This window comes from Olleya sp. KJ81-1 (genome assembly GCF_055808135.1).
This window is the reverse complement of record NZ_CM147854.1, coordinates 1,023,795-1,039,207: the sequence shown is the minus strand read 5'-3', so window position 1 is coordinate 1,039,207 and position 15,413 is coordinate 1,023,795. Positions and strand designations below refer to the sequence as shown.

10 protein-coding genes and 2 pseudogenes are annotated in these 15,413 nt (G+C 31.8%); 7 read left to right on the top strand and 5 right to left on the bottom strand.

What is annotated here, in order from left to right; genetic code table 11:
- Nucleotides 1–22: 22 nt before the first annotated feature.
- Both arsC and prfB read right to left on the bottom strand, forming a co-directional pair.
- Complete coding sequence (arsC, locus tag AC0L3M_RS04875) at nt 23–364, bottom strand: arsenate reductase (glutaredoxin) (RefSeq protein WP_473432031.1); 342 nt, start codon at nt 362–364, stop codon at nt 23–25.
- A gap of 2 nt (nt 365–366) precedes the next feature.
- Nucleotides 367–1,477, bottom strand: a protein-coding gene (gene prfB, locus AC0L3M_RS04870) for a peptide chain release factor 2 (protein ID WP_145001816.1) whose coding sequence is annotated in 2 segments (ribosomal slippage) — nt 367–1,413 and nt 1,415–1,477 — 1,110 coding nt in all. Because the reading frame shifts where the segments join, the coding sequence is not laid out codon by codon here.
- Nucleotides 1,478–1,577: 100 nt separating this feature from the next.
- On the opposite strand from prfB, the gene AC0L3M_RS04865 reads away from it, so the two are divergent.
- The gene (locus AC0L3M_RS04865; RefSeq protein ID WP_473432030.1) at nt 1,578–2,597 is read left to right on the top strand and encodes a threonine aldolase family protein; all 1,020 of its coding nucleotides are present in this window, start codon (nt 1,578–1,580) and stop codon (nt 2,595–2,597) included.
- A 209-nt stretch (nt 2,598–2,806) separates the two neighbouring features.
- Nucleotides 2,807–5,038: an OmpA family protein gene (locus AC0L3M_RS04860; RefSeq protein ID WP_473432029.1), complete on the top strand. Its 2,232-nt coding sequence runs from the start codon at nt 2,807–2,809 to the stop codon at nt 5,036–5,038.
- A 74-nt stretch (nt 5,039–5,112) separates the two neighbouring features.
- Here the strand turns inward: AC0L3M_RS04860 and AC0L3M_RS04855 are convergent.
- Nucleotides 5,113–5,426, bottom strand: a pseudogene (locus AC0L3M_RS04855) (YbaB/EbfC family nucleoid-associated protein).
- Nucleotides 5,427–5,565: 139 nt separating this feature from the next.
- On the opposite strand from AC0L3M_RS04855, the pseudogene AC0L3M_RS04850 reads away from it, so the two are divergent.
- The 3 genes and pseudogenes from AC0L3M_RS04850 to AC0L3M_RS04840 all read left to right on the top strand — a co-directional run bounded on the left by AC0L3M_RS04850 (nt 5,566) and on the right by AC0L3M_RS04840 (nt 10,188).
- Nucleotides 5,566–7,631: pseudogene (locus AC0L3M_RS04850) on the top strand (S9 family peptidase).
- Between the two features lie 72 nt (nt 7,632–7,703).
- Nucleotides 7,704–8,744: a PLP-dependent cysteine synthase family protein gene (locus tag AC0L3M_RS04845; RefSeq protein ID WP_145001812.1), complete on the top strand. Its 1,041-nt coding sequence runs from the start codon at nt 7,704–7,706 to the stop codon at nt 8,742–8,744.
- 184 nt (nt 8,745–8,928) lie between these two features.
- A complete protein-coding gene (locus AC0L3M_RS04840; protein WP_473432028.1) occupies nt 8,929–10,188 on the top strand; it encodes an aminotransferase class I/II-fold pyridoxal phosphate-dependent enzyme in 1,260 nt (419 codons plus the stop codon).
- A 163-nt stretch (nt 10,189–10,351) separates the two neighbouring features.
- Here the strand turns inward: AC0L3M_RS04840 and AC0L3M_RS04835 are convergent, their stop codons facing one another.
- The gene (locus AC0L3M_RS04835; RefSeq protein WP_292945019.1) at nt 10,352–11,470 is read right to left on the bottom strand and encodes a GTP cyclohydrolase; all 1,119 of its coding nucleotides are present in this window, start codon (nt 11,468–11,470) and stop codon (nt 10,352–10,354) included.
- A 15-nt stretch (nt 11,471–11,485) separates the two neighbouring features.
- A complete protein-coding gene (locus AC0L3M_RS04830; RefSeq protein ID WP_473432027.1) occupies nt 11,486–12,547 on the bottom strand; it encodes a transporter in 1,062 nt (353 codons plus the stop codon).
- 106 nt (nt 12,548–12,653) lie between these two features.
- Between AC0L3M_RS04830 and AC0L3M_RS04825 the strand changes: the two genes are divergently transcribed.
- Both AC0L3M_RS04825 and AC0L3M_RS04820 read left to right on the top strand, forming a co-directional pair.
- A complete protein-coding gene (locus tag AC0L3M_RS04825; RefSeq protein ID WP_099569434.1) occupies nt 12,654–12,896 on the top strand; it encodes a DUF4834 family protein in 243 nt (80 codons plus the stop codon).
- 30 nt (nt 12,897–12,926) lie between these two features.
- Nucleotides 12,927–15,365, top strand: a complete 2,439-nt coding sequence (locus AC0L3M_RS04820; protein ID WP_473432026.1) for a YfhO family protein — start codon at nt 12,927–12,929, stop codon at nt 15,363–15,365.
- Nucleotides 15,366–15,413: the final 48 nt, after the last annotated feature.

Here is a 15,413-nt window from a genome sequence, read left to right as displayed (position 1 = left end):
GGTTGCTATTAATAATTTTATACTATAAAATGCTAGAGATTAACTCTGTTGGTCGACCTATAACAGCTTTGTCTTTATTAGTAACGATTGGTCTTTCAATTAATTTAGGGTTATTAATTAAAGCCTCTATTACTTGGGCATCTGTTAAGGTTTTGTTTTTGTAGTTTTCTTTCCAAATAGCTTCGTTTTTTCTCACTAAATCTATTGGTTTTATTTTTAGAAGTGATAAGATTTCCTTTAATTCTTTTGCTGTTAAAGGGGTTTCTAGGTACTTAATAACTTCAAATTTTTTATTAGAATCTTCTAATAATTGTAATCCTTGTCTAGATTTACTACATCTTGGATTATGATAAATTTTAATCATTTTTAAAGGTTTTCGTTATCTACTTCTTGTTGTCCCATCATCATTAAATAGGCTTTTAAAAAGGGCTCGATGTTACCATCTAAAACAGCGTCAACATTACCTGTTTCGTGACCACTTCTAACATCTTTTATTAATTTGTAAGGATGTAAAACGTAATTACGGATTTGACTTCCCCATTCAATTTTCATTTTACCAGCTTCAATATCTTCGCGTTGTGCTAATTGTTTTTGCAATTCAATTTCATATAATTGCGATTTTAGCATTTGCATAGCTCTAGACCTATTATCGTGTTGTGATCTAGTCTCTGAGCAAGAAATTTGTATGCCAGAGGGTTTGTGCGTTAATTGTACTTTGGTTTCAACTTTATTAACGTTTTGTCCACCTGCACCACTTGATCTTGCAGTTGTAATTTCTATATCTGCTGGATTTATTTCAATTTCAATAGTATCATCCACTAAAGGATATACATAAACTGAAGCAAAACTAGTATGTCGTTTTGCATTACTATCAAAAGGAGATATGCGCACCAATCTGTGCACTCCATTTTCACCTTTTAACCATCCAAATGCATGGTCTCCTTCAATCTCAAGGGTTACTGTTTTTATTCCTGCAACATCACCTTCTTGAAAATTTAGTTCTTTTACTTTAAAACCATTTTTTTCGGCATACATTAAATACATACGCATTAACATATTAGCCCAATCGCAACTTTCTGTTCCTCCAGCTCCAGCTGTAATTTGTAATACAGCACTTAGACTGTCACCTTCTTCAGATAACATGTTTCTAAATTCTAAATCTTCAATTAAAGTTAGCGCTTTGGTATAGCGATCTTCTACATCTGCCAATGTAGCTTCGTTTTCTTTAAAAAATTCAAAAATAACTTCTAAATCTTCAATTAAAACTTTTGATTGGTTGTAATCATTGATCCACTTTTTCTTTTCTCGGATGGATTTCATTACCAATTCTGCACTTTTAGAATCGTTCCAAAAACTGGGATCAAAAGTTTGCTCTTCTTCATTTTGAAGCGCAATTAGCTTAGCATCAATGTCAAAGATATTGCCTTAATGATGTCAGGCGAGTATTAAGATCTTTTATATTCTCTAAAGTGATCATATATTAATTTTGGTTTACAACAAAAATAGAATTATTACTAACATTTAAAAATATTTGCCAACAATTTTTAATAGTTTTATACTGTAATAAAATATTTAATATGACTATAGATTTAAGAAGCGATACAGTAACTAAACCTAGTCCAGAAATGTTGGAAGCAATGTTATCTGCGCAAGTAGGAGATGATGTATATAAGGAAGATGAAACCATAAATGCTCTTGAGGATAAAATTGCTAAGTTATTTGGCAAGTCTCATGCCTTATTTTTTCCTAGTGGTACTATGGCTAATCAAACAGCCATCAAATTACATACTAATCCAGGCGACCAAGTTATTTGCGATAAGTATGCACATATTTATAATTATGAAGGTGGAGGAGCCTCTTTTAATAGTGGTGTATCTTGTAATTTGTTAGATGGTACACAAGGAATGTTTACTGCAAAACAAGTGATTGAAGCCATTAATCCACCCGATTTTTACCATAGTCCATTAACAACTTTAGTCGAAATTGAAAATACAACCAATAAAGGAGGTGGAGCGTGTTGGGATTTTAATGAAATATTAAAGATAAAACAAGTCTGTAAGGATCATAATTTAGGTTTTCATCTTGATGGAGCAAGGCTTTGGAATGCCTTAGTTGCTAAAAACCAAACGACTTTACAATATGGAGAAGCATTTGATACTATTTCGGTTTGTTTAAGTAAAGGATTAGGGTGTCCAATAGGATCTGTTTTAGTTGGAGATGAAACTATAATGAGCAATGCAATTAGAATTAGAAAAATTTTAGGTGGAGGAATGAGACAAGGTGGTTTTTTAGCTGCAGCAGGATTATATGCTTTAGAAAATAATATTGAAAGATTAGCTGAAGACCATAAAAAAGCAATTGAATTAGAAGTTGCATTAACCAAATCTTCATTTGTTAAAAAGGTAGAACCTGTTGAAACAAACATTGTAATTTTTGAGCTTAATGATAAATATTCAGAAAAAATATTTTTGGAAGCACTTTCTGACAAAAACATTAAGATAATTGGAATGGGAAGCAATAAGTTAAGATTGGTAACGCATTTGAATTATGATGATAATCAGCACGATAGAGTGTTAGAAGTGATAAGTAAATTGTAAAATTTATTTTTTAGTAATTTTTTTGATTTAATATATGTTAAAAAACAATTGTTGTTTAACGCTTTTATTTACTCTTTGGCGAATTTTAACTAAATTTTAAGAATTAAAAGTAATAATAGTTTGATATGTATTTTTTTTGCTTGAAATTAGTGAACAGTCGTTATTAGTTCGGCTATATATTTATCAAATAACCATTTAAATTATTAAAAATGAAAAAAGTATTACTAACATTTTTATCTTTTGTAGTCTGCACCATTGCATTCGCACAAGATTTACCAACAAATCCTGAACCAGGAAAATGTTACAAACGTTGTGTGACTCCAGATGTATGGGTTAACCAAGATGTAACAGTGCAAGTTGCTCCTGCGTACAAGAAGCTAAAAGTTGTTCCTGCTCAATACAGAACAGAGAATGAGGAGTTTGTTGTACAGTCTGCAGGACAAGAATTATCTGTAGTACCTGCACAATACGAAACTCAATCTTTTGAAGTAGTGACGCAAGAAGCTTCTCAGAGATTAGAGAAAGTTGCTGGATCTACAGATACTACTACAGAAGAGATGATGACTCAACCAGGTTATCAAGAATTATCAGTAGTACCTGCAAAATATGCTACAGAAAATTTTCAAATCGTATCTAATGATGCTGCACAATCTTTATCAGTTATTCCAGCTAAGCTAGGATCTGAAAGTTTTGAAGTTGTTGTTCAAGAAGCTAGTCAACGTTTAGAAGTTGTTCCAGCTCAATATGAAACAAGAACAGAAACTGTTGTTGTACAAGCTGCTTACACTAAGTTAGAAACTGTACCAGCACAATACGAAACAAGAACAGAAACTGTTGTTGTAAATTCTGGAGGTCAACGTTTAGAAGTTGTTCCTGCTAAATGGACAACTGAAAATGTTGAAGTTGTTGTACAACCTGCATCTTCTAGAGTAGAGATAGTTCCTGCTCAATATGGATCTGAAAGTTTTGAAGTTGTAGTACAAAATGCTAGCCAACGTTTAGAAGTTATACCTGCAAAATGGGGAACTGAAACATTGTCTTATAAGAAACAAGAATTTGGATCTACTTTATCTGTAGTACCTGCTAAGTTTACTTCTGGTTACCAAACTATCGAAGTTAAGCCTGCAACTGCTAAATGGGGAATGAGTGATACTCCAGCTGTTGATTGTCAATCAAACGATCCTAACGATTGTAGATACTGGTGTTATAAAAATATACCAGCTCAAAACATTACAGTTAACACTACAGAGTTAGCTAATGATGCTCAAGTTATTACTAAGCCAGGATGTGATCAAGGTGAGAACAATGCTGAAGATTGTGGTATGGGTACTTACACTAGACGTGTAGTTCAAACGCCTGCAACAACAAGAGTTATTGATATTCCTGCTGTTACTAAAACAGTTAAAAAGACTGTAATGACAACACCTCCTACAACAAGAGTTATTGATATTCCTGCTATTACTAAAACAATCAAAAAAACAGTTTTAGTATCTCCAGCAACTACAAGAGTTATTGATATTCCTGCTGTAACTAAAGAAGTTAAGAGAACTGTAATGGTAACTCCTCCAACTTCAAAAGTTATTACTATTCCTGCTGTAACTAATGAAGTTAAGAGAACAGTAATGGTAACACCTCCAACAACAAGAGTTATTGAAATTCCTGCTGTAACTAAAACAATGAAACGTACTGTGGTTTTAGAACCAGCTACAACAAGAGTAACAGCTATTCCAGAGGTTACTGCTACTATGAAGCGTACAGTAATGGCTACACCTCCTACAACAAGAGCGACTGATGTACCAGCAAAAATGACTACAATCAGAAAAACTGTTATAACTCCAGAATCTACAAGAGTTGTTGATATTCCTTCAACGTCTACTACAATGAAGCGTACAGTAATGGTAACACCTCCAACAACAAGAGTTATTGAAGTGCCTCAAAAAACTGCTACGTACAAGAAAACGGTTTTAGCTAGCGATGCTAGAGTAGAAGAAGTAACTGTTCCTGCGGTTAACAAAACTGTAACTAAAGAAGTACTACAAACTAAAGGTGGGTTAACATCTTGGGCTGAAGTAGATTGTAAGTTAGTAGCTTATAATGATCTTAATGTAAACTGGGAATTAGGTTCTGCTACTTTAACAGCAGCTTCAAAAAGAGAAATCGATGCTAAATTATTACCAGTTTTACAAAATGGTGTATCAGTAGAGATTGCTTCTCATACAGATTCAAGAGGTTCTAAAGAGTCTAACAGATCTTTATCAGAAAGAAGAGCTCAAGCTGTAACTAACTACTTAATCTCTAAAGGAATCAATTCTTCAAGAATTGTATCTAATGGATTTGGTGAAACTAGATTAACTAACAGATGTTCTGATGGTGTATCTTGTACAGAAAGAGAGCATTTAGCAAACAGACGTACTCAATTTAGAGTTATCGATGCTGAATAATATTTAGTAAATACTTTTCATAAATAAAAAAAGGAAGCCAATTTGGCTTCCTTTTTTACTTTGTATAAAATAAATTATTTAAACATATCCATTCCTGGAATGTTAGGCATTCCGTCTTTAGCGACAGCAGCAACTTCAGCTTCATTTACATTAGTAGCTTTAGTAATAGCTTTATTAAGTACTAAAATTAAATAATCTTCCAATTGTTCTTTATCTTCTAATAAAGCATCATCAATTGTAATAGATTTAATTTCGCGATTGGCAGTCAATGTTACTTTAAGTAAATCGTCTGTACTTTTTTCGTCAATTAAAACGGTATCCATCCTTTTTTTGTAGCCTCTACTTTTTCTTGGGTTTCTTTTAATTTACCCATTAAATCTCCAAACATTTTATTTGATTTTAAAGTTAATCCTGCAAATTTATTAATTATAAGTAAATATTAAGTGTAATTAAATATCAATAAAGTATAATTCAAACTAATTTTAAGTTTTACATTTGTGCTCTTCAGAAAAATAAGAATTAAAATGATGAAAGTTAGCACTAACGTTTCTGCACCTATTGCAAAAAAAATAGAAAAAAACTTAGTATACATAATGATGTTAGAGTAGATAATTACTTTTGGTTAAACCAAAGAGAGGACCAAGAGGTTTTAGATTATCTAAATGCTGAAAATACTTATACTGAATCTGTTTTAAAACATACAGAAACTTTTCAAAAGTCTTTATTTGAAGAGATGAAGTCAAGAGTTAAGGAAGATGACCAAAGTGTACCTTACAAATTAAATGGGTATTGGTATATAACTAGATACGAAATTGGAAAGGATTACCCAATTTACACTAGAAAAAAAGATAATCTTGATGCTGAAGAAGAAATTCTTTTTGATTGTAATAAAATGGCTAAAGGCTATAGCTATTTTAAACTAGGTGGTATCTCAATAAGTCCAGATAATACATTAGTAAGCTATTCTATTGATACTGTTAGTAGACGACAATACACATTGTTTATTAAAAACTTAGTTACAAATGAAGTTTTTGAGGATAAAATAGAAAATACCACAGGAAGCTCGACTTGGGCTAATGATAACAAAACACTTTTTTATTCCAAAAAAGACGAAGTTACTTTACGATCGGATAAAATATATAAGCATAAACTAGGTCAAAATAGTGTTGAAGATACTATCGTTTTTCATGAAGAGGATGATACCTTTAATACATTTGTGTATAAAACCAAATCTAAAAAGTATTTAGTAATTGGTAGTTCAAGTACGCAAACTACAGAATATAGGTTTTTAGATGCCAATACACCTGATGGTGAATTTAAAATTTTTCAAGAGCGCGAAAGAAACCTTGAATATTCAATAGCGCACTATCAAGATAATTTTTACATCATTACAAATAAGGATGAAGCAACCAACTTTAAACTTCAAAAAGTAGCCGAAACCAATACAGATAAGGCTAATTGGGAAGATGTCATTCCGCATCGTAAAGATGTTTTGCTAGAAGATATAGAGATTTTTAAAGACTATTTAATTGTAAACGAACGAGAAAATGGTTTAAATCAGTTAAGAATTATTAGTTGGGATGGTAAAGAAGACTATTATTTAGATTTTGAAAGTGAAACATACACAGCAGATATAGGTAATAATCCAGATTTTGATAGCAACTATTTAAGATACTCTTTTAATTCTTTAACAACACCAAGCTCTATAATCGATTATGATTTAAAGACTAAAACAAAAACGGTAAAAAAAGAGCAGCAAGTATTAGATGATTCATTTAATAAAGATAATTATATATCACAAAGAGTTTGGGCAACAGCTAAAGATGGCGTAAAAATACCAATGTCTGTAGTGTATAAAAAAGGAACAAAACTTGACGGAAATAGTCCGTTGTTACAATATGCATATGGCTCATATGGAGCAACAATAGACCCTTATTTCTCTTCAATACGACTTAGCTTGTTAGATAGAGGTTTTATCTATGTAATTGCTCATATTAGAGGTAGCGAGTATTTAGGACGTCCTTGGTACGAAGACGGAAAACTAAAATCCAAATTAAATACATTTACAGATTTTATAGATTGTTCTAAATTTTTAATTGAAAACAAGTATACCTCTAGCCAACACCTTTATGCAATGGGTGGAAGTGCAGGAGGATTATTAATGGGAGCAATAATTAATATGAATCCAGAATTATACAATGGTGTTATCGCTGCAGTACCTTTTGTAGATGTTGTAACGACTATGTTAGATGATAGTATACCACTAACTACAGGAGAATATGACGAATGGGGAAATCCAAATGAAGAGGATTATTACAATTACATGAAGTCATATTCACCATATGATAATGTGACACCTCAAGCATATCCAAATATGTTAGTCACTACAGGTTTGCACGATTCGCAAGTGCAATATTGGGAACCTGCAAAATGGGTAGCTAAATTAAGAGACTGTAAATTAGATAAAAATATTTTACTACTTAAAACAGACATGGATGCAGGACATGGTGGAGCTTCTGGACGTTTTGAAGCATTAAAAGAAGTCGCTTTAGAATATGTATTTTTATTCGAATTGGAAGGAATCAATAAATAATCAAAAAAAATGCTTATTTTTGCGAGGTTTTGAGTTTCAAAACTCAAAATAAGTAGCTTTTAAATAGCATTTATGGAACAAAATAAACAAGTTTTTGATAGTGTATTAGACCTAATAGGTAATACACCAATGATAAAACTAAAAAAAATTACTTCAGGTTTTAAAGGTAATTATCTAGCAAAAGTTGAAGCCTTTAATCCAGGTCATTCATCAAAAGATAGAATCGCTTTATACATTTTAGAGCAAGCAGAAAAGCAAGGTATACTTAAACCAGGAGACACAATAATTGAAACTACATCTGGTAATACAGGATTTAGTATTGCAATGGTTAGTGTAATTAAAGGTTATGATTGCATCTTGGCAGTTAGTTCAAAATCTTCAGCAGATAAGATTGACATGTTAAAAAACATGGGAGCTAAGGTATATGTTTGTCCTGCAAACGTTAGTGCAGATGATCCAAGAAGTTATTATCAAGTAGCAAAACGATTACACGAAGAAATTAAAGGATCTGTTTATATTAATCAATACTTTAATCAACTAAATATTGATGCACATTACAATTCTACTGGACCAGAAATATGGAACCAAACAGAAGGTAAAATAACGCATTTAGTTGCATGTAGTGGTACAGGAGGAACAATTTCTGGAACAGCTAAGTATTTAAAAGAGCAAAATCCAAACATTAAGGTTATAGGTGTTGATGCTTATGGTTCGGTATTAAAAAAATATCATGAAACTAGAGAGTTTGACGATAAAGAAATTTATCCATACAGAATTGAAGGTTTAGGAAAAAATTTAATTCCTACTGCTACAGATTTTGATACAATAGATGAGTTTATTAAGGTCACAGATGAAGAAAGCGCACATACTGCTAGAGAGTTAGCACAAACCGAAGGGTTGTTTGTAGGCTACACATCTGGTGCTGCAATGCAAGCCTTAAAACAACTTAATGAATCTAACACTTTTAAGGATACAGATAATGTTGTTGTTATTTTTCCTGACCATGGTTCTAGATACATGAGTAAGATTTACAGTGACAAATGGATGAGTGATCAAGGCTTTTTTGATAGTAAAAATGAAGAGGCTGCGCAAAGCATTCAATATATTAAGTAAATAATTAAATAATAGACAGATTAGTTAATCTTAGTTGTATTAAGATTAACTTTTTTTGTTAATAATACATAGGTTATTTGTTATGCACGTATAATAAAATTGCATAATTTTGTAGCATCTAACTAAATTTTAATAGCTTAAGCTAATATGTCTAACAATAGTAGCTTAAAAATCGCGTTTTACAATGAAAGATTTATTTGAAAAAATATACAAAGATAAAGGACCACTAGGTAAATGGGCTGCACAAGCAGAAGGTTACTTTGTGTTTCCTAAATTGGAAGGTGAAATTTCTAATCGTATGAAATTTCAAGGAAAAGATGTAATTACATGGAGTATCAATGACTACTTAGGTCTTGCTAACCATCCTGAAGTCCGTAAGGTTGATGCAGAAGCTGCAGCACAATACGGATCTGCTTATCCAATGGGAGCACGTATGATGTCTGGTCACACAGATTTACACGAGCAACTACAAAACGAGCTTGCTGAGTTTGTACATAAAGAAGCAGCTTACTTATTAAACTTTGGTTACCAAGGTATGGTGTCTACCGTAGATGCCTTAGTTGGTAAAGATGATATTATTGTGTATGATGTGGATGCACATGCATGTATAATTGATGGTGTAAGATTACACCACGGAAAACGATTTACTTATAAGCATAACGATATTGAAAGTTTAGAGAAAAACTTAGGTCGTGCTACTAAAATGGCAGAACAAACTGGAGGAGGAATCTTAGTGATCTCTGAAGGTGTATTTGGTATGAGAGGTGAGCAAGGACGCTTAAAAGAAATTGTTGCTTTAAAGGAAAAATATAACTTTAGACTGTTTGTAGATGATGCACATGGTTTTGGTACCTTAGGTAAAACTGGTGCTGGAGCAGGAGAAGAGCAAGGTGTACAAGATGATATTGATGTGTATTTTGCAACTTTTGCTAAGTCTTTAGCTAGTACAGGTGCATTTATTGCTGCTGATCAAGAAATTATTGATTATTTAAAATATAATTTACGTTCGCAAATGTTTGCTAAATCATTGCAAATGCAATTGGTTGTAGGTGCATTAAAGCGTTTAGATATGTTACGCACAATGCCTGAGTTAAAAGAAAACTTATGGAAAATTGTAGACGCGTTACAATCTGGTCTTAAAGACAGAGGTTTTGATATTGGTACAACACAAAGTTGTGTAACTCCAGTATATTTAAATGGAAGTATTCCAGAAGCTATGGCTTTAGTTAGAGATTTAAGAGAAAACTATGGTATTTTCTGCTCTATTGTTGTGTATCCAGTAATTCCAAAAGGATTAATACTTTTACGTATGATTCCTACTGCAACGCATACATTACAAGATGTGACTGAAACTTTAGATGCTTTTGATGCTATTAGAGAACGTTTAGAAAACGGTACTTACAAGCGTATGTCTGCTGCTTTAATGAAAGCAATGGGAGAGTAACAAAAATAAAATTTAGTTAAAAATCCGATTCATTTGAATCGGATTTTTTTGTTTTAATAATTAAATGTATCATTATATAATTCATCTTTGATTAAATATAGTTATTTCTTAAAATAATTATTTAAAAAAAGAGCTTATCTATTAATAGTAAGCTCTTGATGATTTATAATTCTTTTTTAAAAGTACAACGTCTTATATATACCTCTGGATCAAAGTGTTTCCAAATTTTATGTATAGCTTCATTATCCTCTAATTCAGGTGTTCTATAACAGGTTTGTATTCCTCTTTCAGTAAACGTGTTGTAATATTCGTTAAAAATAACAGCATGTACACCTTTATTTTGATAATCAGGATGGACACCTATTAAGTAAAACATAACGTCTTTGCTTTCTTTTTTAGCTTTTAATAATTTTAAAAATCCAAATGGTAATAATTTACCTTTCATTTGTTGTAATGCATCCGCAAATCTAGGCATAACTACAGCAAATGCTACCAATTTGTTGTCTTTGTCAATAACAAATTTGATATATTCTGGATTAATAAAACTTATAAACTTCTTTTTAAAATATTCTTTTTGAATATCTGTAATCGCAACAAATGAAGATAGTGAGGCGTAGCTTTCATTAAATAAATCAAACATTTGATCTGCATAAGGCATGACTTCGGATGTTTTTTTTAAGTCTAAAGCTTTAAGCTGATAGCGTCTTTTTATTAATTCTTGTGCTTTGTAGAAAAATTCGGGTTTTACGTTTTTAAAAGGAAAACGACTTTCAGAATATTTTTTCTCAACAGAAAAACCATGTGACTGATAATGGTTGACATAGTAGGCGTGATTATACCAAGTAATCATGTTACCTATCGCATCAAATCCTTCTGTAACAACTCCAACTTTATCTAAGTTAGAAAAACCTACAGGACCTTCCGTATAGTGTAGCTTATTTGCATGACCAATAGTGTAAACCTCTTGTAAAAGCGCCTTACTAACATCTAAATCGTCAATAAAATCAAACCAACCAAAACGCATTTTTTTTATGTTTTGGTCTTTTACTTCTAGCCAATTTATAATTGCAGCGATACGACCAACTACTTTATTGTCTTTATAGGCTAAAAACAGTGTTGCTTCGGCATCATTAAAAATAGGGTTTTTCTTTGCATCAAATGTTGCTAATTCTTGACTAATAATAGGTGGAACCCAATATTTAGAGTCTTTGTATATTTCAAAAGGAAATTTAACAAACGCTTTATAATCTGCTTTTGATACTACTTTTTTGGTTGTAATCATATAAAAAAGAAAGGGTTAGTTTTCGTCATCAAAATCAATCTCTTGAGTTTCTTTTTTTCGTTTACCTGAATCTTCTGGTGTGTCAGAATCATTATCTTTTTTATTCTTATTTTTCTTTCTATTCGCTTTTCTTTCGTATTCTTCAAGTACATCAGTACCATTATCTATATCAGCTTCAGGATCTTTATGGAAATCTAAACGATAAGATGCGCCAAAGTTAAAGCTAAAAACCGAAGGTGTGTCCTTTGTGTTAAAAGTAATTGCAGTATCTAACTGAAAATCCTTACTCCATAAATATGCTCCACCAAATCTAAATAAATTGTCTGCATAATAATCACTTTTTATGCCTTGAGTTTCTCCAAATAAAACCCATTGATCAGTAATGGACTTGGTTAAAGTAACTATGTATTGAAAATCTGAAAAATCTGACCCAATCCTGTCTTTGGCAAAATTCATAACTAAAACCCAACCACTATTAAAGTTGTTTTGTGTTGCAACCATTACTTTAGGTGTAAAACCGCCTTCGTAATTTGGACTTGAAAACGGATTGCTATAAGGCACATAAATATTATCTTTAGCATCATAGTTTACACCAGCATATACAGCTACAGCAGGAATTAAATTACTCCATTTAAATTTTTTGTTAGCATGATAGCTGTAAATATTAGGTTTCTCCTCACCACGTTTTTTATATGGATCGTACACTAAGTATTTTGCACCTAATGTTAAATATTTAAAATTTGCACGATCAGTTTCTATTGGAAATAAGGTAGATCGATTATCTGTAAATGTATCGTTTTGGTAAGTACCTTCTATATTTAATTCTAGTTCTTCCCAGACTAAACCATAACGCGCTGCAAAGTCAATACCAAAACCTGAAGCTTCATTTTTTAATGGTGTGTGCTCTTCTTTAAGCATATAAGGTCCAACCTCAAGCTGAGCCACATTTTTTCCAACTGCAAAAGCACTTCTAGATACACCTGGTCTGTTAGAGTTGATTACTTCAGTATATTGTGCATTAGCAGTAAAACTTGCTAATAAGAGTATATACGTTACAATTAATTTTGGGTTAAGCATATATTTTTGTTTAAAGTCAAATATAAGATTTTATATTTTTTTTAAGTATTTAAAACTCAATTTAAAACTCAAGAATTGTATTTTTGTTAAAGAATAACTTTACAAGATGAAATTTATACTATACTTATTATTATTTTATTTCGCTATAAAAATCTTATCTCGATTGTTTGCACCTGCATTATTTAAATATGCAGCTAAAAAAGCAACCGAGCGTTTTGGAGGTGCGTTTAACCAACAAAGACAAGAGCCAGCTCAAAAAGAAGGCGAGATAACTATAGATAAAATGCCTAATAATAAATCTTCAAATAAAAATGTAGGAGAGTATGTAGATTACGAAGAAATTGAGTAATTTTCAACCTCATACTTTTTAAAACTTTTTATGCAATTTTCTTTTAAAAAAATCTTACCTCATCTTTTAGTTTTGGTAGGGTTTATTGTTTGCTCTTTAGCCTATTTTAGTCCTGTTTTACAAGGAAAAGTCATTTACCAAAGTGATATTGTTCACTACACAGGAATGGCAAAACAACAAAAGGATTTTAAAACTAATTCTGGAGAAGAAACCTATTGGACTAATAGTGCATTTGGAGGTATGCCAACCTACCAATTAGGAGCAAAATATCCACACAATTATATTAAAAAGTTAGACCTGTCGTTGCGTTTTTTACCACGACCAGCTGATTACTTATTTCTTTATTTTGCTGGATTTTATATACTGCTTTTGGTTTTAAAAGTGGATTGGAAATTAGCAGGATTAGGTGCTTTGGCATTTGGTTTTTCTACCTATCTAATCATAATTTTGGGTGTAGGACATAATAGCAAAGCACATGCAATAGCTTATATGCCATTAGTTTTAAGTGGTATTATTCTAACGTTTAGAGGTAAGTATGTTTACGGTTTTATCCTGACAGCCATAGCTATGGGATTAGAGTTGGTGGCTAACCATTACCAAATGACGTACTATTTAATGTTGTTAGTCTTAGTTTTAGGTATCGCTTATTTAGTAGATGCCTATCGTAAAAAGATGTTGCCTCACTTTTTTAAAGCTGTAGGTGTGTTATTTGCTGCAGTAATCTTGGCAATAGGTTTAAATGCAACTAATATTTTAGCTACACAAGATTATGTTAAGGAGAGTACACGTGGTAAAAGCGAGTTGTCTATCAATGCGAATGGGTCCAAAAGAGAAAACACAAACGGTTTAAGTAAAGAATATATTACAGAATATAGTTATGGTAAACTAGAAACTTTTAACCTATATGTACCTAGATTTTTAGGTGGTGGAAGCGGAGAAGATGTAGGCGAAGATTCTGCAGTATATAAATACATTGTTGATCAAGGTGTGCCACCAGCAGACGCTAGAGAATATACTAAAGGTCTACCAACATATTGGGGAAGCCAAACCATAGTAGAAGCACCAGCTTATGTTGGAGCAGTTGTAATATTTTTATTTGTATTAGGCTTGTTTTTAGTCAAAGGTCGTTTAAAATGGTGGTTAGTAGGGGGAACTATACTGTCATTATTATTGTCTTATGGTAAAAATCTAGAATTCTTAACAGATTTATTTATTAACTATGTACCATTATATAATAAGTTTAGAGCAGTCAGCTCAATACAAGTAATTTTAGAATTATGTATTCCTGTTTTAGCTGTTTTTGCTTTAGTTAGGTTGTTTAATGATGTTGTTAAAACCGAAGAAAAACTTAAGGCTTTAAAAAACACAGTTATTATTACAGCAGGTTTAGCAATCCTATTTTTATTAGGAAAAGCTGTTGGAATAATAGATTTTGTTGGTGGTATTGATGGACGTATTAGAGAAGGTAATGGACAAGCGTTTTTGGATGCTTTAAGAGAAGATAGAGCTAGCTTTTTTACACAAGATACGCTTAGAACCTTGTTGTTTGTTCTATTAGCAGCAGGCGTTATCTATTTCTTTTTGAAAAAGAAACTAAACGAAACTAAGGTTATAGTCATTCTTGGATTATTAATTATAGTAGATTTAGTTAGCGTAGATAAACGTTACGTTAATAACGAAGATTTTGTATCTAAGTTACAAATGGAGCGTCCTTATCAAGCCAATAAAGCAGATTTAGAGATACTTAAGGATAATACTAATTATCGTGTGTATGACTTAACGTCTGGAGGAGCTAAAACTAGTTATTTTCATAATGCATTAGGTGGTTATCACGCTGCAAAACCAAAACGATATCAAGATTTATACGAATTTTATATCTCTAAAAACAATATTAATGTATTAAGTATGCTTAACGCGAAATACATAATTGGTCAAGGAGAAGATGGTAGTCCGTTTCCGTTTGTAAATAACGACGCTAATGGTAATGCTTGGTTTGTAGAAAATACTAAAAAAGTAAGTTCTGCTGATGCAGAAATTTTGGCTCTAGACACATTAAATACTAAAAAAACAGTTATTTATTCTGAAGGTGTTTCTGATAAAACTAATCTTCCTAAGACGTTTGTTGTGGATTCTTTAGCTTCAATAAAAACTTTAGATTACAAGCCTAACTATATTAAATATCAGTCGAATAATGTAAATGATGGTTTTGCTGTGTTTTCAGAAATGTATTATGGTTCTGGATGGAATGCTTATATTGATGGTGTGTTAAAACCGCATATTAAAGTAAACTATGCGTTAAGAGGTTTAGAGGTGCCAAACGGTAAACATATTATTGAATTTAAGTTTGAACCTGATGTTGTTAAAACCGGAAGTACGATCGCGTTAGCTAGTTCTATTTTACTGATATTATTAGTGCTTGGAGGTTTGATTTATGGTGTGAAAAGGATGAATAAGATTAGTAAGGAGTAATCACACGAGGCTCAATTTCCGCGAAAGCGTTACATTATGGATAAAAAA